This window comes from Frankia gtarii, from assembly GCF_025403375.1.
Taxonomy (GTDB): Bacteria; Actinomycetota; Actinomycetes; order Frankiales; family Frankiaceae; genus Frankia; species Frankia gtarii.
Window position 1 is genome coordinate 13,519 of record NZ_JAMPTM010000041.1, and the last position, 19,179, is coordinate 32,697.

Sequence of the window (19,179 nt, forward strand, 5' to 3'; positions counted from 1 at the left end):
GTCTGGCCGGGGCGGAGGCCTCAGATCGGTTCCCGCCGGGGTCGCTCGGCGGGGTCTGGCGATCTACCTGGGCGCCATCCGGATCGCGCCGTCGAGGCGGATCGTCTCGCCGTTGAGCATCGGGTTGGCGATGATCTGAGTGGCGAGCAGGCCGTACTCGTCGGGGGAGCCCAGCCGGGAGGGGTGCGGCACCTGCTGGCCGAGGGAGATGCGGGCCGGCTCCGGCAGGGAGGCGAGCAGCGGGGTGTCGAACAGGCCGGGGGCGATGGTGACCACGCGGATCTTCAGGTTGGCCAGGTCACGGGCGATCGGCAGGGTCATGCCGACGATGCCGCCCTTGGAGGCGGAGTAGGCCGCCTGGCCGACCTGGCCCTCGAACGCCGCCACCGAGGCGGTGTTGATGATGACGCCGCGCTCGCCCTCGGTCTCCTCGGCCTTGCTGATCCGCTCCGCCGCGAGCCGGATGACGTTGAACGAGCCGATCAGGTTCACCCGGATGACCCGCTCGAAGATCTCCAGCGGGAACGGTCCCTCCTTGCCCAGCGTCTTGGCGGCGTTGCCGATGCCCGCGCAGTTGACGGCGATCCGCAGCGGGCCGAGCTCGGCGGCCGTGTCCAGCGCGGCGGTGACGTCCGCGGGGGAGGTGACGTCGCCCGGGCTGAAGCGCACGGCGCTGCCGAACTTCTCCGCGACCGCGGCGCCGTTGGAGCTCGGGAGGTCGAGCAGGACGACGCTCGCGCCGGCGTCGACGAGCCGGGTGGCGGTGGCGAGGCCGAGGCCGGACGCCCCGCCGGTCACCACTGCGACTGAATCCGCGATCTGCACGTGAGTTCCTCTCGGAAGGACGGTGGCCCGGGGCCGGCCAGGCCAGCTGGTGCGGCGGCCCGATCGTCGACAGGTGGGGCCCGCGACGAATGGATCGCCTAAAAGTGTAAACAGTTGACTGTATTGCCTCGGCCGCTGTCGCCCCGGAGGGCGGGCAGGTTGGCCGGAATTCAGGTTCTGGTAGTTAACTTAGTGTTCTAATGGCGGGGTGTGCACCGTGGTCATCGAAACAGTGCGGCGCGCTGCGGTGGATCATTGCGTGGCCGCGGCGGCACCCGCCGGTACGCCGTCCCGGCTGGGCCGCGCGGGCTGGCGAACGAACCGTCGACCACCTGACGTACGGTCCCACATCGCCCCGTTCGGTGCCGCTGTCGGGCGAACGGCCCCGGGACCCGCCGCCATCCCTCCCGTGAGAGGCATGTGATCCAGACATGGCACACCGCACCCTCGACGACACCACGACCGGCACGTTCCACCTGGCCGGCCACGCCGTGCGCCGCCTCGGCTTCGGCGCGATGCGGATCTCCGGCGCGCGCAACGCCGAGGGGGTCCGCGACCGCGCGGAGGCCGTCGCGCTCACCCGCCGGGTGTACGAGCGCGGCGTCAACCTGATCGACACCGCGAACATCTACGGCTACGGCGAATCCGAGGAGATCATCGCCGAGGCGCTGCACCCGTATCCCGACGACCTGCTCATCACGACGAAGGCGGGTTTCCGGCCCGGGAAGGTCGCTGCGGGGGCGACCAGCCTGCCGCCACTGGGCCGCCCCGAGCACATCCGGGCCGAGTGCGAGGCGAGCCTGCGCCGGCTGCGGGTCGAGGCCATCGATCTCTACCAGGTGCACGTCCCCGACCCGCAGGTGCCCTACGAGGACACCGTCGGGGCGTTCGTCGATCTCCAGCGCGAGGGCAAGATCCGTCACATCGGGGTGTCGAACGTGACGCCCGCGCAGCTCGCCCTGGCCCGTTCGCTCGCCGACGTGGTCAGCGTGCAGAACCGTTACAACGCCGGGGACCGGGCGGCGGAGGCGGTGTTGACCGTCTGCGAGCGCGACGGGCTCGCGTTCCTGCCGTGGGCGCCGGTGCTGGTCGGCGAGCGTCTCGGCGCGGTGCTCGACACCGTCGCCGCCGCGCACGACGCGAACGCGGCGCAGGTCGCGCTTGCCTGGCTGCTGCGTCGCTCGCCGGTGCTGCTGCCGATCCCCGGCACGTCGAAGATCCGCCATCTCGACCAGAACGTCGACGCCGCCTGGGTCGCGCTCACCGACGACGAGGTGGCCGCCGTCGGCGCCGCCGCTGCACGCGGCGGCGCCGACGACCGATCCGCCTAGGACCTCAGGATCTCCGCGGCACCCGCCGCCCGCCCGGGGCCCGCAGGCGCCGTTCCTACTGGTGGGCGCGCGGGTTGGGCGCGAGCTGCCCGCGGGCGAGCTGTCCCAGGAAATCGGTGTTGTCGTAGAAGTGCTGAGTATCGGTGAGGCGGAGGTCGTCGGTCACATGGGCCACCGTCACGCCGTACATCTCAATACGCTCGCCGGTCGGCTCGACTCCCTTGTAGGGGCCGCTGAAGGTGCCCCAGTGCCGCCACTTGAAAGCGATCACGGGCGGCGGCGAGTAGACCTCCAGGACCTCCCAGAAGAAACCGCCGGGGAATGCCTCGTGGAACACGTCGTGCGACGACTCGAAGGACTCGTCGTTGGCCGAGTAGTACGGGTTCTCCCCGATCAGGACGTTGTAGCTGCCCCGCTCGGCCAGCTCGGCACTGCCCACCTTCGGGCCGCCGTTGACGCTGACCCTGACCTTGTCAGCGACCATGCTGACCCATTCGGAGGGGTTCTTCTTGTGTGACAGTTCCATCTCGAAGACCTGCACGACCCGCTCCACGATGTCCGCGAGCGAACCGGGCTCGTGGTGCACGGAGCGTTCCGCCGGCATGTTCTGGCGGGACAGGTGGTAGTCCGGTGGCTCTCCATCACGCCATGTCACGCCCTGCGATGCTGCGATCACCGCATCTCGACCCTGCACGTGCAGCGGCTGAGCTGCCGCGGCGTTGTCGGTCACGCCGTCGTCCTCCGATTGTCGGAAACCGCGAAATATGGGGTCCGTGGCCGCGCGGACGTCTCGCGGGCCACCCTGAGGAGAGAATGCGGCCGGAAATTGTCCCCGGCCCGAGCGTCGATGACTGATCGACATGAACATCCTACATTTTGTGGCCGGTGGCCGGTGATAGGGACGAAAGTCCGGTCAAGATAACTACCTGCGGTAATCGACGGACGGTCTAGCATCCCCTGCTCCGCGGTATGGCTCGCGGCGGCCCGGCCGGAATCTTTGCGTATTCCCTGCTCAGGCGGCTACGGCCGGCTCCGTGGGTGGCGTTCAGGCCGCGCCGGCGGCGTCTGGGGCGTGCCGATGCACAATCTGATGGACACTGCGCGTGTCGAGGGTCGCCCGCGATGGCACCCTCCTCCTAGCCACGAATCAGGTAATGCGGTCGTGGCGGCCCGTGCCGTGACGGGCCAGCTGGCCGCCACCGGGAGGCGGACCGGCCCGCCCGGGACGGGTGGACCGGCCCACCCAGGACGGGCGGATCGGCCCGCCCGGGGCGAGGCCGGCGGCCCGATGAGCTGGGCGAACCGGTTCCACGTGTCGATGGTCATCACGCCGCGAGCGAGGCTATCTTTAACTACTTAGTTAACCATGTGTGCCTGATAAGGGTGGGGCGGCCGTCGGGTGTGGCGGGCGCGCTCGGTCCGTCAGCAGCGTCGCGCTGCTCCCGGTCAGAGGCACTCTCTGAAATCATCCGGATGCTGTCCGTATTGGAAGTCCTGATTGTCGGTCGGTGTGCGCGTCGCGCCGCGTTCCGGCATCATCAAAGTGCACTTTGTTAACTACGTTAGTCAGTCATCTGCCTGGCGCTGGCGGCATGATGAAGCGGGCGCGGCGGTCGTCGGCAGGCCCCGCCATCAGGAGGAGAGCGGATGAAGATCGACGCAAACCTGTCGGACGACCTCGCGGCGACGCCGGCGGGCGCGGCGCGTATCGAGAAGGAGGGCTACGCCGGCATCTGGGTGGGGGAGACCCGCCACGACCCGTTCCTGCAGACGCTGCAGGCGACCAACGCGACCTCGACCGCGAGCGTCGGCACGTCGATCGCGATCGCCTTCGCGCGGACCCCGATGACGCTGGCCTACCTCGGCTACGACCTGGCCCAGTACAGCGAGGGCCGGTTCATCCTGGGCCTGGGCTCGCAGATCAAGCCGCACATCGAGAAGCGGTTCTCGATGACCTGGTCGCACCCGGCCGCCCGGATGCGCGAGCTGGTCCTGGCCACCCGGGCGATCTGGGACGCCTGGCAGAACGGCACCAAGCTCGCCTTCCGCGGCGACTTCTACACCCACACCCTCATGACGCCGTTCTTCGCGCCGGAGCCGCACCCCTACGGCCCGCCCCCGGTGTACCTCGCCGGCGTCGGTGAGGGCATGACCGAGGTCGCCGGCGAGGTGGCCGACGGCTTCTTCGTCCACCCGTTCACCACGAAGAAGTACCTGGAGGAGGTCACCCTCCCGGCCCTGCTGCGCGGGCGGGCCAAGGTCGGCAAGGCCGACCTGGACGGCTTCGCGATCGCCGGGCCGTCGTTCGTGACGGTCGGGCGCACCGAGGAGGAGTTGGCGGCGGCGGTCTTCGGGACCAAGAAGCAGATCGCCTTCTACGCCTCCACCCCGGCCTACAAGGGCGTCCTCGACGTGCACGGCTGGGGCGAGCTGCAGCCGGAGCTGACCAACCTGTCCAAGCGCGGCGAGTGGGACGGCATGGCCGAACTCATCACAGATGAAATTCTGCACACGTTCTCGGTCGTCGGCACGCCGGAGGAGGTCGGCAAGGGCCTCATCGCGAAGATCAGTGGCATCTACACCCGGACGGCCTTCTACGACACCTGGAAGGCCGACCCGGCGGTGTGGCCGCTGCTCCTCGACGCGACCCGATGAGCCGTCCCGCCACGACCGCCCGTCCCGCCGAGGCGGGCCCAGGTCCCGACCCGGCGGCCGTCGCCTCCTTCGACCTGCGGGGCCGGGTCTCGCTGGTCACCGGGGGCAACGGCGGGATCGGCCTCGGCATCGCCGAGGCGCTGGCCGCCGCCGGAGCGGACGTCGTCATCCTCGGTACGAACGAGCGCAAGAACGCCGCGGCGCAGCAGGCCGTCGCCGCCCACGGCGGCAGGGTGCTCGCGCTGCGCTGCGACGTCGGTGACGAGGCGCAGGTCATCGATGCGTTCGAGCAGGCGGTGGGCGCGTTCGGGCGGATCGACTCCTGCTTCGCGAACGCCGGCATCGGCGGGGAGCCGATGCGCTTCACGGACCTGACCCTCGACCAGTGGCACCACGTGTTGCGGATCAACCTTGACGGGGTGTTCCTCACCTTCCGCACCGCGGCCCGGCATCTGGTGGCCGCCGGCGCGGGAGGCAGCCTCGTCGCGGTGTCGAGCATCATCGGGACCAACCGGGGCTTCGCGCGGACCCAGGCCTACGGCACGGCGAAGGCGGCGCTGTCCGGCCTGGTCCGAAGCTGCGCGGTGGAGCTGGGCCGCGACGGCATCCGGGTCAACGCGATCCTGCCCGGCTACATCCGCACCGCGCTGGCCGACGACCTGCTCGACGACGAGAAGTTCGCCGCCCGCTCGCTGCCGCGGCTGCTGGGCCGTCGCTGGGGCACCCCCGCGGACCTGGGCGGCATCGCCGTCTACCTGGCCTCGGAGGCGTCGCGCTACCAGACCGGCGAGCAGATCGTCGTCGACGGCGGCTACATCCTGTCCTGAGGCCGCCGGGTCGAACGACCCCGCCCGCCCCCACGGCGCCTCCCTGCCGCGGGGCGGGCGGCACCGGGAGCGCGTCCGCCGGGCGCCGCCCGGACGACCGCGCAACCGTCGACACTCCAAGGAGTGATCATGTCCGACTCGTGGAGATGCTGTACCACCTAGATAACTATGTGATAGTCCTGGGGACTGCCGGTCGGCGGCGCGTACTGCGGGGCGTTGCCGAGCCGGTCCGGGTGACCATCCGGGACGTGTGGTGCCCTCGCCGGGCCCGCGGATCCCCGGCTGCGCGGTCGTCCTGGGCCGGACCCGGACCATCTCGACACCCGTGGGCGCCGGGTGACCGCACGGGCCCGGGAAAGGAGTCCGCCGTGGGCTACCGCTGCTTCGAGGTCGATGTCACCGGCCGGGTCGCCCAGCTCGTGTTCAACCGGCCGGCGGCGCTCAACACCCTGCTGCCGGAGTTCTGGCGGGAGTTGCCCGCCGTCGTCGCGCGGCTCAGCGACGCCGGTGACGTGCGGGCGCTGATCATCTCCTCGACCGGCCGGCACTTCTGCGCCGGGATGGACCTGTCCTCGTTCGAGCACACCGACCTGCTGCCCGGCGGTGACCCGGCGCGCGCCAACGCCGGCCGCAAGCGGCTCATCGCCCGGATGCAGGACGCCTTCACCGCGCTGGAGCGGGCCCGGATGCCGGTGCTCGCGGCCGTGCAGGGCGGCTGCCTCGGCGGTGGCCTCGATCTGATCACCGCCTGCGACCTGCGGTACGCCACCGCGGACGCCTTCTTCGTCGTCCAGGAGACCAACATCGGCATCACCGCCGACCTGGGCACCCTGCAGCGCCTGCCGACGCTCATCCCGTCCGGCGTCGCCCGGGAGCTTGCCTACACCGGCCGGCGTCTGCCGGCCGCGCGAGCCCGCGAGGTCGGCCTGGTCAACGAGGTGTTCGCCGACCATGACGCGCTGCTCGTCGGGGTCCGCGAGATCGCCGCCGAGATCGCCGAACGCAGCCCGCTGGCGGTGTGGGGCAGCAAGGAGAGCCTGCTCTACGCCCGCGACCACGACGTCGCCGCCGGGCTCGACCAGATCGCGACCTGGCAGACCGGGGCCTTCCAGCCCGAGGAGGTCGCCGAGGCGATGCGCGGGCGCGCGGGCGGGCGCGTCCCCGACTACCCGGACCTGCCGGCGATCCCGCCGCTCTGACCGGCGCCCCACCGTCCGACATCCGAACCCTTCCGCACGAGGAGCTGCCATGGCCGACGCCGATCCCGGGACCGATGATCTCCTGGTGGAGCGGGTGGACGGGGTCGCCGTCCTCACCCTGCACCGGCCGAAGGCGCGCAACGCCCTCACCGCCCGGCTGATCCGCGCCCTGCGCGCGGCGCTCGCCGCGGCGGACGCCGACGACGGGGTCGACGTCATCGTCCTCACCGGCGCCGACCCGGCGTTCTGCGCCGGTCTCGACCTCGGCGAGGTGGCCGGCAGCGGCGAGAACCTGCGCCTGGCCCTGACCCGCCCGGGCGACGGCGACCTGCCGCCCGGGCTGCCCTGGAAGCCGACCGGCAAGCCGCTGATCGGCGCGATCAACGGCCCGGCGATCACCGGCGGCTTCGAGCTGGCGCTGCACTGCGACATCCTCATCGCCTCGGAGAAGGCGGCGTTCGCCGACACCCACACCCGGGTCGGCGTCCTGCCGAGCTGGGGAATGAGTGTCCTGCTTGCGCGGGCGATCGGCGAACGCCGGGCGCTGCGGCTGAGCCTGTCCGGGGAGTTCCTCGACCCGGTGGCCGCCCGGGACGCGGGCCTGGTCAGCGAGGTCGTCGGGCACGACGACCTGCTGCCCGCCGCCCACCGCCTCGGCCAGCGCATCCGTGCGTCGGACCCGGCGACCCGGACGGCGTTCCTCGCCTCCGCGCGGGCCATCGCGGCGCAGGGCACCGCCGAAGCGTTGGCCGCTGAGTCGCGCGCCGCCGCCGCGTGGCTGGACCGCGGCTTCGACGCCGGCGGCGTCGCCGGCCGCCGCGCCGGCATCGTCGCCGGCAACCGGGGCCAGCTCGCCGACCCGCCCGCCGCGTCCAACCCGCCCGGTGCGCCCGGTGCGCCCGGTGCACCCGGCGTGTCCGGCGTGTCCGGCGCGCCCGGCGCGTCCGGCTCGGGGGACGCGGGGTGACCGACGTGGACCCGCGGTTCCGCCCCCCCGAGGCCACCGTCGCCCAGCCCTGGGATCGCCTCGCCGCCGAGCTGGCCCGCCACGGGCTGCGCCTGGACACCGACGTCGCCCCCCGGCAGTTCGCCGGCGGCCTGGCGAACCTCAACTACCTGGTGTCCGTGGACGGTAGCCCGACCGTGCTGCGCCGCCCGCCGCCCGGACCGTCGGCGGAGGGCGCCAACGACATGGCGCGCGAGTGGCGGGTGCTGCGCCGCCTCGGCGCGGGCTACCCGCTCGCCCCGCGCGGGGTGCACTTCTGCACCGATCCCGGCGTCCTCGGCGCCCAGTTCCAGCTGCTGGAGTACCGCGACGGCGTCACCGTCGGCGCCACCGTGCCGCCCGCGCTCACCGCGGCTGCGTCGCCGTCGCCCGGCCCGGCCGGTCGGCCCGGCTCGCCCGGTCGGCCCGGCTCGCCCGGCTCATCCGGCACCGGCACGGTTCCCGGGCGGCTGACGGCGACCCTGCTGACAGCGATGGCCGCCCTGCACGCGCTGGACCCGGCGTCGGTCGGGCTCGGGGAGCTCGGCCGGCCCGAGGGGTTCCTCGAACGGCAGGTGGAGGGCTGGGCACGCCGGGTCGCCGCGGTCTACCCCGACGGCCTGCCGGCCGCCGCCACGGCGGTGATCGGCTGGTTGCGGCACGCCGTCGCCGACGTGCCCGCGGGCGAGGCGCGGCTGATCCACTGCGATTTCAAGTTCGACAACATGCTCGTCGATCCGGTGACCCTCGCCCCGGTCGCCGTCCTCGACTGGGACATGACGACCCGCGGCGACCCCCTGTTCGACCTGGCGGTGCTGCTGTCCTACTGGATCGAGTCGGACGACCCGCCGGCCCTGCACGAGCTGCGCCAGGTGCCCTCGCTCGAACCCGGCTTCCCCCGGCGCGAGCAGGTCGCGGCGGCCTACTTCACCGCGGCGGGCCGACCGCCGGCCGAGCTCGGCTTCCACCTGGCGCTGGCCCGGCTGCGGCTGGCGATCGCCTGGATGCAGCTCTACCGGCGCTTCGCCGACGATCCGGTGGCCGGCCCGCGCTACGCCGGCTTCGCGCGGATCGCCGACGCCGTGCTCGGCTGGACGGCGGACCTCACCGCCGCCCGCACCTGACCGGCCTGGGCCCCGCCCAGCCACGCGCCCGGGACCGGCTGTCCCGGCGCCCCAGACACCCTCCGACGAGACTCCAGGGAAACATCATGATCGATTTCAGTCTGCCGCAGGAACTGGTGGATCTTCGGGAGCGGGTGCGGACGTTCGTCGAGAACGAGATCGTGCCGTTCGAGCGCGATCCACGGCTGACCGCGCACGGCCCCAACGACGACCTGCGCCAGGAACTCGTGGGCCTGGCGCGCAAGGCGGGCCTGCTGACCATCCAGGCGCCGAGGAGCTTCGGCGGCCGGGAGCTCACCCACGTCGAGCAGGCGGTGGTCTACGAGGCGGCGGGCTGGTCGACGCTCGGGCCGGTGGCGATGAACTGCGCCGCACCGGACGAGGCGAACATGGCCCTGCTGGCGAAGATCGCCAACCCGGAGCAGCAGGAGGAGTTCCTGCGGCCGGTCATCGAGGGCCGGGCGCGCTCGGTGTTCGCGATGACCGAGCCCGCCGGCGCCGGCTCCGACCCGAACCAGCTGCTCACCGAGGCCGTGCGCGACGGCGACGACTACGTGGTCAACGGCCGCAAATGGCTGATCACCGGGGCGAACGGCGCGCTGGCCTGGATCATCATGGCCCGGGTGGCCCCCGGCGTCGACGGGGTGGGCGGCCCGACGTTGTTCCTCACCCGGGGGGACACCCCCGGCATCGAGGTGGAGCGGGTCATGAACACCATGGACCGCAACTACGTCGAGGGACACGGCGTGGTGAACCTCCGCGACCTGCGGCTGCCCGCCTCCGCGGTGCTCGGCACGGTCGGGGACGCCTTCCGCTACGCCCAGTTGCGGCTCACCCCGGCCCGGCTGACGCACAGCATGCGCTGGCTGGGCGCAGCGGACCGGGCGCACAGCATCGCCGTCGAGCACGCCCGCACCCGCACGGCGTTCGGCCGGCCGATCGGGGAGCATCAGGGGGTGGGCTTCCAGCTCGCCGACAACGAGATCGCGCTGGACAACTGCAGGCTGGCGATCTGGCGCGCCTGCTGGCTGCTCGACCAGGGCGAGCAGGGCCGGCACGAGGCGTCGAAGGTCAAGTGCTATGTGTCCGAGGAGCTGTTCAAGGTCGCCGACCGCTGCGTGCAGGTCCTGGGCGGGATCGGGGTGACCGACGAGACCGTGGTCGAGATGATCTTCCGGGACATCCGGGCGTTCCGCCTGTACGACGGCCCGACCGAGGTGCACAAGCACGCCATCGCCCGGCGCCTCATGCGGGCGCGCAGCACCACCCCGGCGGTCCCGGCGCCGGCCGCCTCCGGCCTTCCGGTCGCCGGCTGACCAGCGCCGCACGGGCAGGGACGGCATGATCCGTGCGGAGGACCTGATTCACCCGAAAGCCGTGATCCACCTCGTCGGTGCGATCCACCCGAAGGAGCGATGATGCCCGACACCTCGATCCCCTCTCCCGAGGCTGCGTACGGCCCCTTGCACGGCGTGCGGGTCATCGAGCTGGCCGGCATCGGCCCGGCGCCGTTCGCGGCCACGCTGCTCACCGAGCTCGGCGCGGACGTCATCCGGGTGGACAAGCCGGCCACCGTGGGCACGCAGCCGGACTGGCTGACCCGCGGTCGGCCGTCCGTCGCCCTCGACCTGAAGAATCCCGACGACCACGCCGGCCTGCTGGACCTGCTCGACGCCGCGCACGTGTTCATCGAGGGCTACCGGCCGGGGGTCACCGAGCGCCTCGGCCTCGGCCCCGACGATCTGCTCGCCCGCAACCCCGCGCTGGTCTACGGCCGGATGACCGGATGGGGCCAGGAGGGTCCCTGGTCGCGCACCGCCGGTCACGACATCAACTACGTCGCGATCACCGGGGCGCTGGGCGCCATCGGCCGGGCGGACGGGCCGCCGCAGGTGCCGCTGAACCTGGTCGGCGACTTCGGCGGCGGCGCGCTGTACCTCGTCGTCGGCATCCTCGCCGCGCTGCACGAGGCGCGGGACTCCGGGAAGGGACAGGTCGTCGACTGCGCCATCGTCGACGGGGTGGCATCGCTGTCGGCGATGATGTGGTCGATGATCTCCCGCAAGGAGTGGGGCGAGCCGCGGGGCACGAACATGCTCGACACCGGCCGACCCTGGTACGACGTCTACGAGACCGCCGACGGCGGCTGGTTCTCCGTCGGCCCCATCGAGGCGCAGTTCTACGCCAGGCTCGTCGAGCTGCTCGGCCTGCCGGAATGGGCGGACGCCCAGAACGACGCCAGCCGCTGGCCGCAGATGCGCGCGGCGTTCGCCACCGCGTTCGCCAGCCGCACCCGGGCGCAGTGGGAGCAGGTGTTCGATGGCACCGACGCCTGCGCCGCACCCGTCCTGAGCTGGTCGGAGGCCCGCGCGCACCCGCACCTGGCCGCCCGGGAGGTGTTCGTCGACCTGGGCGACGAGGTGGCCCCGGCCCCGGCGCCGCGCTTCTCCCGCACACCGGGGCGGGTCGCTGGCATGGGGCCAGCCGTGGGCAGCTCCACCCTCGCGCAGGTGCGGGAGGCCTGGGGCCTGGCAGGCGCAGGCTGACCGTCGCGGGTGCGGGTGCGGGTGCGGGTGCGGGTGCGGGTCGGGTGTGGGGTGTGGGGTGCGGGCGTCGGTCCGTGCCGCCGCGCCGGGCGCCCGCGTCGTCGGCGCTGCTCGAGTCCGGTTGCCGTGATGGTCGCCATACCCGCCCCCTGCCGGATGACCGCTCAGTCCAGGCTGGTCGGGGACTCCCTTGTCGGGGGACAGGGAACGCCGACCGTCATCACGGCAGAAAGCATGGGGGAGTCGTGCAACCCGCAAGCGTGAACAGCGTCAACAGTGTGACCAGCGTGCAGCCATCGGCCGAGCCGGCGGCCTCCCTTCTCGATCTGCTGGAGTTGGAGGAGCTGGACCAGGACCTCTACCGGGCCCTGACGGTGTTCGAGGACCCGTACTCCCTCTACGGCGGGCAGGTCGCTGCCCAGGCGCTTCTCGCCGCCGGGCGCACGGTGTCCGACGGACGCGTCCCGCACTCGTTGCACGGCTACTACCTGCGCAGCGGGGACGCCTCCCGGCCGACGATCTTCCGGGTGGAGCGGGACCGGGACGGCCGGTCGTTCTCCGCCCGTCGGGTCGTCGCCGTCCAGGGCGGCAAGGTCATCTTCAACATGTCGGCGTCGTTCCACGTCCCGGAGGACGGCGACGACCATCAGGTCGACCCGATGCCCGACGCCGGCGACCCGGACGCGGCCGAACCGCTGCGCCTGGCACGGCTGTTCTCGATCGAGGGCCGCCTGCCGAAGCAGCCCTACGAGAACACCGGCTGGCCCACCCGGATGTGGGCGCGCAGCACCCTCGCGCTGCCCGACGACCGGCTGCTGCACGCCTGCGTCCTGACCTACCTGTCGGACACCTTCACCGGCCTCGCGGCCCTCCCCGGCGGCGCGGTCCACTCCGGCGCGAGCCTCGACCACGCCGTCTGGTTCCACCGGCCGATCCGGATGGACGACTGGGTGCTGCTCGACCTGGTCCCCCGCTCGGCGGCGGGGGGACGCGGGCTGTACTCCGGCACGATCCACACCGCCGGCGGCGTCCTCGGTGCGAGCCTGAGCCAGGAGGCGCTCTACCGCGTCCATCGCGAGTCCAGCCGGCCGAGGCCGATGCCTCCGACGACGGGCTGACCCGACCGGGCCGGCGTCGCCCACGGCGCCCGAAGGCGCGGCCCCGGCGCGTACCGCCGCGGCACCGCCCGAGCTCAGCGGGGCGGGGTTGAGGCGCGCAGGTGGTCGACGACGGCGGTGATCCGGGGGTCGCGGGCGGCCGTCGCCCGCGACCAGACCAGGCCGAGCTGGAAGTCGATCTCCCCGGGGGCCAGCGGGACCAGGGCGAACACCGGGTCGGCGAACACCCGTCCGGCGGGCCCGGAGTTCACCGAACCGGTCAGGGTGAGCTGGCGGGACCGGCGGACGGTGTTCGCGAGCAGCAGCAGGTCCTGCTCGTGCATGGTGACGACGTGCGCGTGACCGACCTGCTCCAGCCGATCCTGAAGCCGGCGCATGGCGAGCGGCTGCAGCCGGGTGGGCGTCAGCAGGATCTCCCGATCGCGCAGGTCGGCCAGGTGCAGGCAGGTCCGGGTCGCCAGCTCGTCGTCGGCCCGCATCGCGACGCGCAACCGGTAGGCGACCAGGGGCAGCACGTCCAGCGACGGATCGTCGACGGGCAGGTGCACCAGGGCGAGGTCCAGTTCGCCGCGGTCCAGTGCCGGCAGCAGTTCGCTGGACGGGTTGTGGACCAGGTCGACCAGGCCGCCGTCCGGGGCATCCGGGGCGTCCGCGGCGCGGGTCTGGCTCGGCGCACCGGGCAGGAACGCGCAGATGGTCGCGACCACCCGGTCGACGACGTGCAGCGGCGCGAAGTGGGTGGACCCCAGACGCAGCGGTGGGAGCTGGCCGGCGGCCCGTCGCGCGGCGAAGCGCGCCTCCTCCAGACTGCGCAGCGCCGCCCTGATGCGCGGCAGCGCCGCCCGGCCCGCCTCGGTGAGCTCCAGCGAGTGATGGCCCCGGACGAACAGCTCCACGCCCAGGTCGTGCTCCAGCGCGCGGATGCTGCGACTGACCGGCGACGGCGTCAGGTGCAGCCGCACCGCCGCCCGGCCGACGTGGCCCTCCTCGGCGACGGTGACGAAGGCCCTGAGCTGTCCGATTTCCATCAAAGACCTCCGGAGGGGACTGGCGCCTTCAGGTGTCAGGGGAATCCGGTACGGACCCGTACTGGTTGGACCAGCAACGCTGGTCCAACCAGCTGCATGTTCCCTCGGGTGATGGTCGGCGTGGGGCGCCTACGACCTTGGCTGTCACGTCGTGTGGTGCCCGCAGTACCGCGCAGGCGATCTGTCCTGGGGCGATCAACCAGTCATAACCGACGGTGGATCGAGGCTGAGCTGACGGCACCCCGCGCCGCTGCGTGACCAGGCTATTGCGGTCATGACTCTTGGAACAGCCGGAAGCCTTCTGCAAGCTCGTCGTGGACTTCGGCGGCCGTATCCACGCTCCTGATGCCAGGTATCTTAACAGGCAACTTGTATGTTTGAAGAGATGGCCGAGTCAGATCGAGCGGAAAGAGGGATCATGGCAGAAGACTTCGGTCAACGTCTGCCCTACATGATGCGGATGGTGAGTTCGACTCTCTCACAGCAGCTTGAGCGGACCCTGCGCCGGTTTTCGCTGACCCACGCGCAGCTTGCCGCGCTCGCGCAACTCGGGCTGGAAAGCCCGGACGCCCTGTCCGGGGCCGAGCTCGGCCGCCGGGCCGGGGTGACGGCCCAGTCCATGTCCACCGCGATCTCGTCGCTGCTCGACCGCGGCCTCGTTCGCCGGGCCCCGCACCCGACGCACGGCAGGATTATCGACGTCCAGATCACCCCCGCCGGCCTCGACGTGCTGGAGCGGGCCCAGGCGGAGACGAAGACGGTTGAGGACCGGGCACTGGCCACGTTGTCGGCGAGGCAGCAGCGAGAGCTGCGCGCCGTACTCCGGCAGCTGATGATCGCCATGGACATCTACCTGCCGGACTCGCCGGCGGTCGGCTGACCGGTCCGCGACGCGGCGAGCTCGCCCAGGAAGGCGGCGACCGAGGGCATCGCGAGGGTGCCGCCGTCTGGCCATTCGAGTTGCTGCCGGTCAGGCCGCAGGGACCTGGGCGAGGAACTGCGTCAGGATGCGGATGAGATCCTCAGGGCGTTCGTCTGCGACGAAGTGCCCGCAGGCCTGGACAACGGCGGCCCTGGCGTGCGGAGCCGCTGCGCGGATGCTCTCCGCCAGGCGCTGGCCGACGGCCAGCTCGCCGCCGATGGCGAGCACCGGCATGTCGAGCCTGCCGCCGCCGTCATACCAGGCGCGGTTGGCCGCTGCGTCCCGCAGCAGCGTGCGGTAGTGCCCGAACCCGGCACGCAGCGCCTCGTGACCCGCGTAGTCAGCGGTGACTGCGTCTATCTCGTCGGAGCTGAACGCGTCCGGGTCGCCGGAGAGGTGCGCGAACCACCAGGCGAAGAACTCCCGCTCGTGCCCGCCGAGAAGAAGTTCGGGCACCTCGGGTGTCATGAAGAAGCCGAAGTGCCAGCGGCCCCCTTCGGCGACGTTCATCGCCTGCTCCAGGCCGAATCCGGGGACCGCCAGCTCGATCAGGACCAGGCGCTCCACCTCCTCGGGATGTTTCCTCGCCCAGGAGAAGGCGATCATCCCGCCGATGTCGTGCCCCACGACACGGACCCGAGGCCCAAAGCCGAGGTTGCGGAGCAACTGCCGCATGTCCTCAACCTGGTTGTCCTTCTCATATCCGGAATCGGCCCGGTCGGATTGGCCAAGGCCGCGAAGGTCGGGAGCGATGACCGTATAGCCCTGGGCGGCGAGCGGGCGCAGAACCGGGTGCCATGACCGGGCGGTCTGCGGCCAGCCGTGCAGGAGCAGCACCGGCTCGCCCGTTCCGCCGATCAGGTAGCTGAGCCGGGTGCCGTTCACCGTGGCGTCGTGCCGGGTGAAACCGGGCGGAAGGTGCGTGGTCTCCCGGCGCCTCGGGTTGTCTGACATGGACAGGCTCCCTTCGATGAGCAGCCGCCCCGGGGCGCGCGGTCCCTTGCCGGCCGGGTGTTCTGTGCCTGCCTGGGCAGGCAGGGACGTCTACCGTGGGCGCTCGTGCAGCCGCAGCGACGACGGGTGACGCCGGTCGTGGTGATAGGTGTCGTTGCCGACCTTCTGGCCGTAGAAGTGCGTCATCGGGGCGTCGGCGATCAGCGAGTCCTGGTTGCTGATCTCCAGCCGGATCCGGTCGCCCCGGCGGGCCAGGAACGACATCGGCAGCAGCTCGACGCGCAGCTCGTACACCGTCCCCGGCTCCAGCGGCTCAGCGTGGTCGTGCACGTGGAACGGCCGCATATCGCTGGTCAGCGCGAGATCCTCGGCGCGGTGCGAGGCGCGCAGCCAGCCCTGGGAGACCCTCAGCGGCTGGCCCCCGGCGGCAGGCAGGAGCGACAGCTTCACGATGAGGTCGAGGTCGGCCTGGTCGGTCGAGGCGTAGAGCGTCAGCACGCCGTGCCCGGTGAACTCACGGTCCCGGTTCGCCGGGGCCGTGGTGAACGTGGTGACGCGCGCGACGTGATCGGGCCGGCCATCGGCGTCGAACACGGTGACTCCCGCCCTCCACTCCGGGTCCGGGTAGGACCATGACGTCGGGTTCTCGTCCGCCGCTGGCGCGTCCTCGCAGAGCGAGCCGTCGTTGAGGGACCTGACCGCGCCGCTGCGCTCCCCTGACAGGTAGAACGCCGACGGCTCGGCGTCGGCCGGCGGCCAGGACGTCGCGGATCGGTACGTCCTCTCGCCGTTGACGTAGAACCGGACGGGCGGGCGGTCCATCACGCCGTTGTCGGTGCCCTTGAGGTGGTGGTCGTACCAGGGCAGCAGCTCGGCGCGGTGGAAGTCCTCGTCGAAGTAGTACGCCTGGGCCTGGGCGAAGCTCTCCGGGTGGGTGACGAGCAGCTGCCTGGGGCCGCGGACCCGTTCGAAGCCGTAGAAGTTGCCGCGCAGGTGCAGCGGTCCCTTCCCCCACACCCCGATGGAGAACACGGGGATTTCCACCTTGTCCAGTTCCCAGAACGGCGAGCGGCGGCGCTGCCACTCGTCGTCGAAGGGGTGCGAGAGCGCCTCGTAGACGAACTGGTCCTTGCCGCCCTCGCGGAATCCGATGCCGTTGAGCGTGTGCTGCATGAGCACCGACCCGAACAGCCACGACGACCAGAAACCCTGCACCGGGATCCCGCCGTGGTACATCCAGTCCCGGTACATGTCGGTGGCGCCGTCGTAGGCGACGATGGTCTTCAAATGCGCAGGCCGGGTGCGGGCGGCGTTCCACTGGCTCCACGCGTAGTGCGACATGCCGATCATGCCGACCGCCCCGGTCGCCCACGGCTGGACGGCGACGTGCTCGATCATGTCACCGATGGCCTCGCCCTCCGCCCGGGAGACCGGGTCCCACGTGCCCTCGGAACGCCCGGTTCCCGGCGTGTCCATCGCCACGTAGGCGTAGCCGTTGTCGAGGTACAGCTGAATCGGGCCGTACTCGGTGAACGGGAAGACCGGATGAGGCGGCAGCCGCCGCAGCGATTTCTGGTACGGGGACGCGCCCAGCACGACGGGGAACGGCCCGCCGTCGGCAGGCAGGTACACGTCGGCGCGAACCAGGTCTCCCGCGCGAGTCCTGACTTCGGTCTCGAACGGGGCAACGGCAACGCTGACCATGGCAGATCCTTCCTCGCTGCACGGAGCGCGTCTTCGGGCCTGACCGGTTCCGCGCGCCCGCGCCACTCGACGATGTCATCAACCATATAAGTTATCTGACATTATTGGTAGCGCTGGCCCGAGTTTTTCGACCGAAGCGCAGGCCGGCGAAGTGCGGGGAGGCGACGGGGGTGCCGTCGGCTTCGATCTCGTCGATGAGGCGGGCGCGGGCGGCCTGGGCGGCGGGGCTGTCGGTGTCGTAAACGGCTTCCCAGCCGGCGTCGAGGAGTTCGACGGGGGAGTGGGCGACGTCGCCGAGCAGCAGGGCGCGACGCTGGCCGCTGGAGACGATGTAGATCGTCGAGCCGGGGGTGTGGCCGGGGGTGTGGCGAGCGTCGATGCCGGGGGCGAGGGTGCGGTCGGTGTCGAACAGCTCGACCTGTCCGGTGATCGGCGCGAGTTTCGATGCGGTGCGCCGGTCGGGCTCCGGCCCGTCGACGAAGTGGTGCCAGTCGGCGGCGTGGCAGCGGTAGGTGGCGTTCGGGAAGACCGGCCGGTCCTCGAGCGTGGTCCAGCCGGTGTGGTCGCCGTGCAGGTGGGTGAGCAGCCACGTCGGTGACGTCAGGGGGCTGCACGCCGAGCGCGGTGAGGCTGTTGAGGAGGTGGCCGCCGTGGAAGCCGCGGGCGGAGAACGGGCCGAGTCCGGCGTCGACGAGCACGACCCGGTCGCCGGTGCGGATCAGGAAGCCGCCGAGCGCCATCTCGAACTCGCCGGCGGCGGTGAAGTGCTCGGCGTTGCAGGCCCAGTGCGCCTCGTCGCCCCCGGGTGGGGTGAGGACGTCGCGCGCCCGCACCCGGGCGTCGCCGTCCCACACGGGCTGAACGTTCAGGTCACCGACCTTCATCGTCACTCCTCAGGTACCTCGTGGGTGCCGTGCCTGCAGGCCGGGGTTGCGGTGCTGGCGGTGCCGGCGGCGGTCAGATGCCGGCGTCGCCGCGGCGGTATTCGGCGGTGAGCTTGTCGAGGCGTTCGCGGGTCGCGTCGTCGAGGTGCAGGTCCACGGCGGCGAGGGTGGCGTCGAGCTGGTCGGGGCGGCTGGCGCCGATGATCGGCGCGGTGATCGCGGGCTGAGCGAGGGACCAGGCGACGGCCAGGGTCGGCAGCGCCACGCCGAGGTCGGCGGCGATGGTGGCGAGTTCGTCGATCGTGTCGAACATCCGCTCCTGCCAGTAGCGCTGCTGGTAGCGGTCGGCGGCGGTGCCGAGGGTGAACCGGCTGCCGTCGGCCGGTGGCTTCGTGCGGTCGTGCTTGCCGGAGAGCAGACCGCCGGCCAGCGGGTTGTAGGGGATCACCCCGACGCCCTCCTGCAGGCACAGGGGGAACAGCTCGCGTTCGACCTCGCGGAACAGCAGGCTGTGGCGGGGCTGGGCGGAGTCGAAGCGGACGAGGTTGAGCGTCTCGCTGCGGCCGATCGCGCGGGCGAGCTGGTAGGCCAGGTAGTTCGAGACGCCGACGTAGCGGACCTTGCCCGCGCGGACGACGTCGTCCAACGCCCGCAGCGTCTCGTCGATGGGAGTGGCCGGGTCGTAGCGGTGGAGCTGGTAGAGATCGATGAAGTCGGTGTTCAGCCGGCGCAGGGAGGCGTCGACGGCGTCGAGGATGTGCCGCCGGGACGCGCCGCGGTCCCAGGGCCGGGAGCTGGTGGGCCCGACGCACTTGGTGGCCAGGACGACCTCGTGGCGGCGGCCGGTGAGCCAGCGGCCGAGGATCTCCTCGGTGCGGCCGATGGTCTCCACCGTTCCACCGAGCGGGTAGACGTCGGCGGTGTCGAGGAACGTGATGCCGCCGTCGGCGGCGCGGTCGAGGATCGCCCGGGAGCGTTCCTCGTCGCACTGCAGGCCGAAGGTCATCGTGCCCAGGCACAGGCGGGAGACCTGCAGGCCGGTCCGTCCCAGCCGTATGTGCTTCATCGTCGTCTTCC

18 protein-coding genes are annotated in these 19,179 nt (G+C 71.8%); 11 read left to right on the forward strand and 7 right to left on the reverse strand.

The window, feature by feature from the left end; genetic code table 11:
• Positions 1 to 63 precede the first annotated feature (63 nt).
• Positions 64 to 825: a 3-hydroxyacyl-CoA dehydrogenase gene (locus NBZ83_RS09120; protein WP_261569007.1), complete on the reverse strand. Its 762-nt coding sequence runs from the start codon at positions 823 to 825 to the stop codon at positions 64 to 66.
• Positions 826 to 1,256: 431 nt separating this feature from the next.
• Between NBZ83_RS09120 and NBZ83_RS09125 the strand changes: the two genes are divergently transcribed.
• A complete protein-coding gene (locus NBZ83_RS09125) occupies positions 1,257 to 2,156 on the forward strand; it encodes an aldo/keto reductase (protein ID WP_261574748.1) in 900 nt (299 codons plus the stop codon).
• 55 nt (positions 2,157 to 2,211) lie between these two features.
• Here the strand turns inward: NBZ83_RS09125 and NBZ83_RS09130 are convergent, their stop codons facing one another.
• The gene (locus NBZ83_RS09130; RefSeq protein WP_261569005.1) at positions 2,212 to 2,886 is read right to left on the reverse strand and encodes a nuclear transport factor 2 family protein; all 675 of its coding nucleotides are present in this window, start codon (positions 2,884 to 2,886) and stop codon (positions 2,212 to 2,214) included.
• A gap of 917 nt (positions 2,887 to 3,803) precedes the next feature.
• Here NBZ83_RS09130 and NBZ83_RS09135 point away from each other — a divergent pair.
• The 8 genes from NBZ83_RS09135 to NBZ83_RS09170 all read left to right on the forward strand — a co-directional run bounded on the left by NBZ83_RS09135 (position 3,804) and on the right by NBZ83_RS09170 (position 12,610).
• Positions 3,804 to 4,811 (forward strand): TIGR03617 family F420-dependent LLM class oxidoreductase, encoded by a 1,008-nt coding sequence (locus tag NBZ83_RS09135; protein WP_261569004.1) that lies wholly within the window; start codon positions 3,804 to 3,806, stop codon positions 4,809 to 4,811.
• Positions 4,808 to 5,638, forward strand: coding sequence for an SDR family NAD(P)-dependent oxidoreductase (locus NBZ83_RS09140; protein ID WP_261569003.1), 831 nt, complete (start codon positions 4,808 to 4,810; stop codon positions 5,636 to 5,638). The genes NBZ83_RS09135 and NBZ83_RS09140 overlap by 4 nt, the downstream gene beginning before the upstream one ends.
• 368 nt (positions 5,639 to 6,006) lie before the next feature.
• On the forward strand, positions 6,007 to 6,837 hold the full coding sequence (locus NBZ83_RS09145; RefSeq protein WP_261569002.1) for an enoyl-CoA hydratase-related protein: 831 nt from the start codon (positions 6,007 to 6,009) through the stop codon (positions 6,835 to 6,837).
• A gap of 49 nt (positions 6,838 to 6,886) precedes the next feature.
• Complete coding sequence (locus NBZ83_RS09150; RefSeq protein WP_261574749.1) at positions 6,887 to 7,804, forward strand: enoyl-CoA hydratase; 918 nt, start codon at positions 6,887 to 6,889, stop codon at positions 7,802 to 7,804.
• Positions 7,801 to 8,946, forward strand: a complete 1,146-nt coding sequence (locus tag NBZ83_RS09155) for a phosphotransferase family protein (protein WP_261574750.1) — start codon at positions 7,801 to 7,803, stop codon at positions 8,944 to 8,946. Before NBZ83_RS09150 ends, NBZ83_RS09155 begins: the two co-directional genes overlap by 4 nt.
• 86 nt (positions 8,947 to 9,032) lie before the next feature.
• Positions 9,033 to 10,262: an acyl-CoA dehydrogenase family protein gene (locus NBZ83_RS09160; RefSeq protein ID WP_261574751.1), complete on the forward strand. Its 1,230-nt coding sequence runs from the start codon at positions 9,033 to 9,035 to the stop codon at positions 10,260 to 10,262.
• A 102-nt stretch (positions 10,263 to 10,364) separates the two neighbouring features.
• Complete coding sequence (locus NBZ83_RS09165) at positions 10,365 to 11,492, forward strand: CaiB/BaiF CoA transferase family protein (protein WP_261574752.1); 1,128 nt, start codon at positions 10,365 to 10,367, stop codon at positions 11,490 to 11,492.
• Between the two features lie 278 nt (positions 11,493 to 11,770).
• Positions 11,771 to 12,610, forward strand: a complete 840-nt coding sequence (locus NBZ83_RS09170; RefSeq protein ID WP_261570985.1) for an acyl-CoA thioesterase — start codon at positions 11,771 to 11,773, stop codon at positions 12,608 to 12,610.
• A 74-nt stretch (positions 12,611 to 12,684) separates the two neighbouring features.
• Here NBZ83_RS09170 and NBZ83_RS09175 read toward each other — a convergent pair whose 3' ends face one another.
• The gene (locus NBZ83_RS09175; RefSeq protein ID WP_261570984.1) at positions 12,685 to 13,638 is read right to left on the reverse strand and encodes a LysR family transcriptional regulator; all 954 of its coding nucleotides are present in this window, start codon (positions 13,636 to 13,638) and stop codon (positions 12,685 to 12,687) included.
• A 418-nt stretch (positions 13,639 to 14,056) separates the two neighbouring features.
• Here NBZ83_RS09175 and NBZ83_RS09180 point away from each other — a divergent pair, with 418 nt between their 5' ends.
• The gene (locus NBZ83_RS09180) at positions 14,057 to 14,518 is read left to right on the forward strand and encodes a MarR family winged helix-turn-helix transcriptional regulator (protein ID WP_261574753.1); all 462 of its coding nucleotides are present in this window, start codon (positions 14,057 to 14,059) and stop codon (positions 14,516 to 14,518) included.
• A 90-nt stretch (positions 14,519 to 14,608) separates the two neighbouring features.
• Here the strand turns inward: NBZ83_RS09180 and NBZ83_RS09185 are convergent, their stop codons facing one another.
• From NBZ83_RS09185 to NBZ83_RS33745, 3 genes are all read right to left on the reverse strand, one after another.
• A complete protein-coding gene (locus NBZ83_RS09185; protein ID WP_261570982.1) occupies positions 14,609 to 15,514 on the reverse strand; it encodes an alpha/beta fold hydrolase in 906 nt (301 codons plus the stop codon).
• Positions 15,515 to 15,604: 90 nt separating this feature from the next.
• The gene (locus NBZ83_RS09190) at positions 15,605 to 17,218 is read right to left on the reverse strand and encodes a CocE/NonD family hydrolase (RefSeq protein WP_261574754.1); all 1,614 of its coding nucleotides are present in this window, start codon (positions 17,216 to 17,218) and stop codon (positions 15,605 to 15,607) included.
• Between the two features lie 91 nt (positions 17,219 to 17,309).
• Positions 17,310 to 17,822 (reverse strand): MBL fold metallo-hydrolase, encoded by a 513-nt coding sequence (locus NBZ83_RS33745; protein ID WP_368861821.1) that lies wholly within the window; start codon positions 17,820 to 17,822, stop codon positions 17,310 to 17,312.
• On the opposite strand from NBZ83_RS33745, the gene NBZ83_RS09200 reads away from it, so the two are divergent.
• Complete coding sequence (locus NBZ83_RS09200) at positions 17,797 to 18,213, forward strand: hypothetical protein (RefSeq protein ID WP_261570979.1); 417 nt, start codon at positions 17,797 to 17,799, stop codon at positions 18,211 to 18,213. The two genes, NBZ83_RS33745 and NBZ83_RS09200, sit on opposite strands and share 26 nt — an antisense overlap.
• Here NBZ83_RS09200 and NBZ83_RS09205 read toward each other — a convergent pair.
• Positions 18,176 to 19,179: aldo/keto reductase (locus tag NBZ83_RS09205; RefSeq protein WP_261574756.1), on the reverse strand; the 1,004-nt coding region annotated here is incomplete at its 5' end. The two genes, NBZ83_RS09200 and NBZ83_RS09205, sit on opposite strands and share 38 nt — an antisense overlap.

What these genes read in the sequence shown, in the direction of transcription:
- NBZ83_RS09125 (WP_261574748.1), top strand. Translation starts at nt 1,257, where the DNA reads ATGGCACACCGCACCCTCGACGACACCACGACCGGCACGTTCCACCTG.
- NBZ83_RS09135 (WP_261569004.1), top strand. Translation starts at nt 3,804, where the DNA reads ATGAAGATCGACGCAAACCTGTCGGACGACCTCGCGGCGACGCCGGCG.
- NBZ83_RS09140 (WP_261569003.1), top strand. Translation starts at nt 4,808, where the DNA reads ATGAGCCGTCCCGCCACGACCGCCCGTCCCGCCGAGGCGGGCCCAGGT.
- NBZ83_RS09150 (WP_261574749.1), top strand. Translation starts at nt 6,887, where the DNA reads ATGGCCGACGCCGATCCCGGGACCGATGATCTCCTGGTGGAGCGGGTG.
- NBZ83_RS09160 (WP_261574751.1), top strand. Translation starts at nt 9,033, where the DNA reads ATGATCGATTTCAGTCTGCCGCAGGAACTGGTGGATCTTCGGGAGCGG.
- NBZ83_RS09165 (WP_261574752.1), top strand. Translation starts at nt 10,365, where the DNA reads ATGCCCGACACCTCGATCCCCTCTCCCGAGGCTGCGTACGGCCCCTTG.
- NBZ83_RS09175 (WP_261570984.1), bottom strand. Translation starts at nt 13,638, where the DNA reads ATGGAAATCGGACAGCTCAGGGCCTTCGTCACCGTCGCCGAGGAGGGC.
- NBZ83_RS09180 (WP_261574753.1), top strand. Translation starts at nt 14,057, where the DNA reads ATGGCAGAAGACTTCGGTCAACGTCTGCCCTACATGATGCGGATGGTG.
- NBZ83_RS09185 (WP_261570982.1), bottom strand. Translation starts at nt 15,514, where the DNA reads ATGTCAGACAACCCGAGGCGCCGGGAGACCACGCACCTTCCGCCCGGT.
- NBZ83_RS09190 (WP_261574754.1), bottom strand. Translation starts at nt 17,218, where the DNA reads ATGGTCAGCGTTGCCGTTGCCCCGTTCGAGACCGAAGTCAGGACTCGC.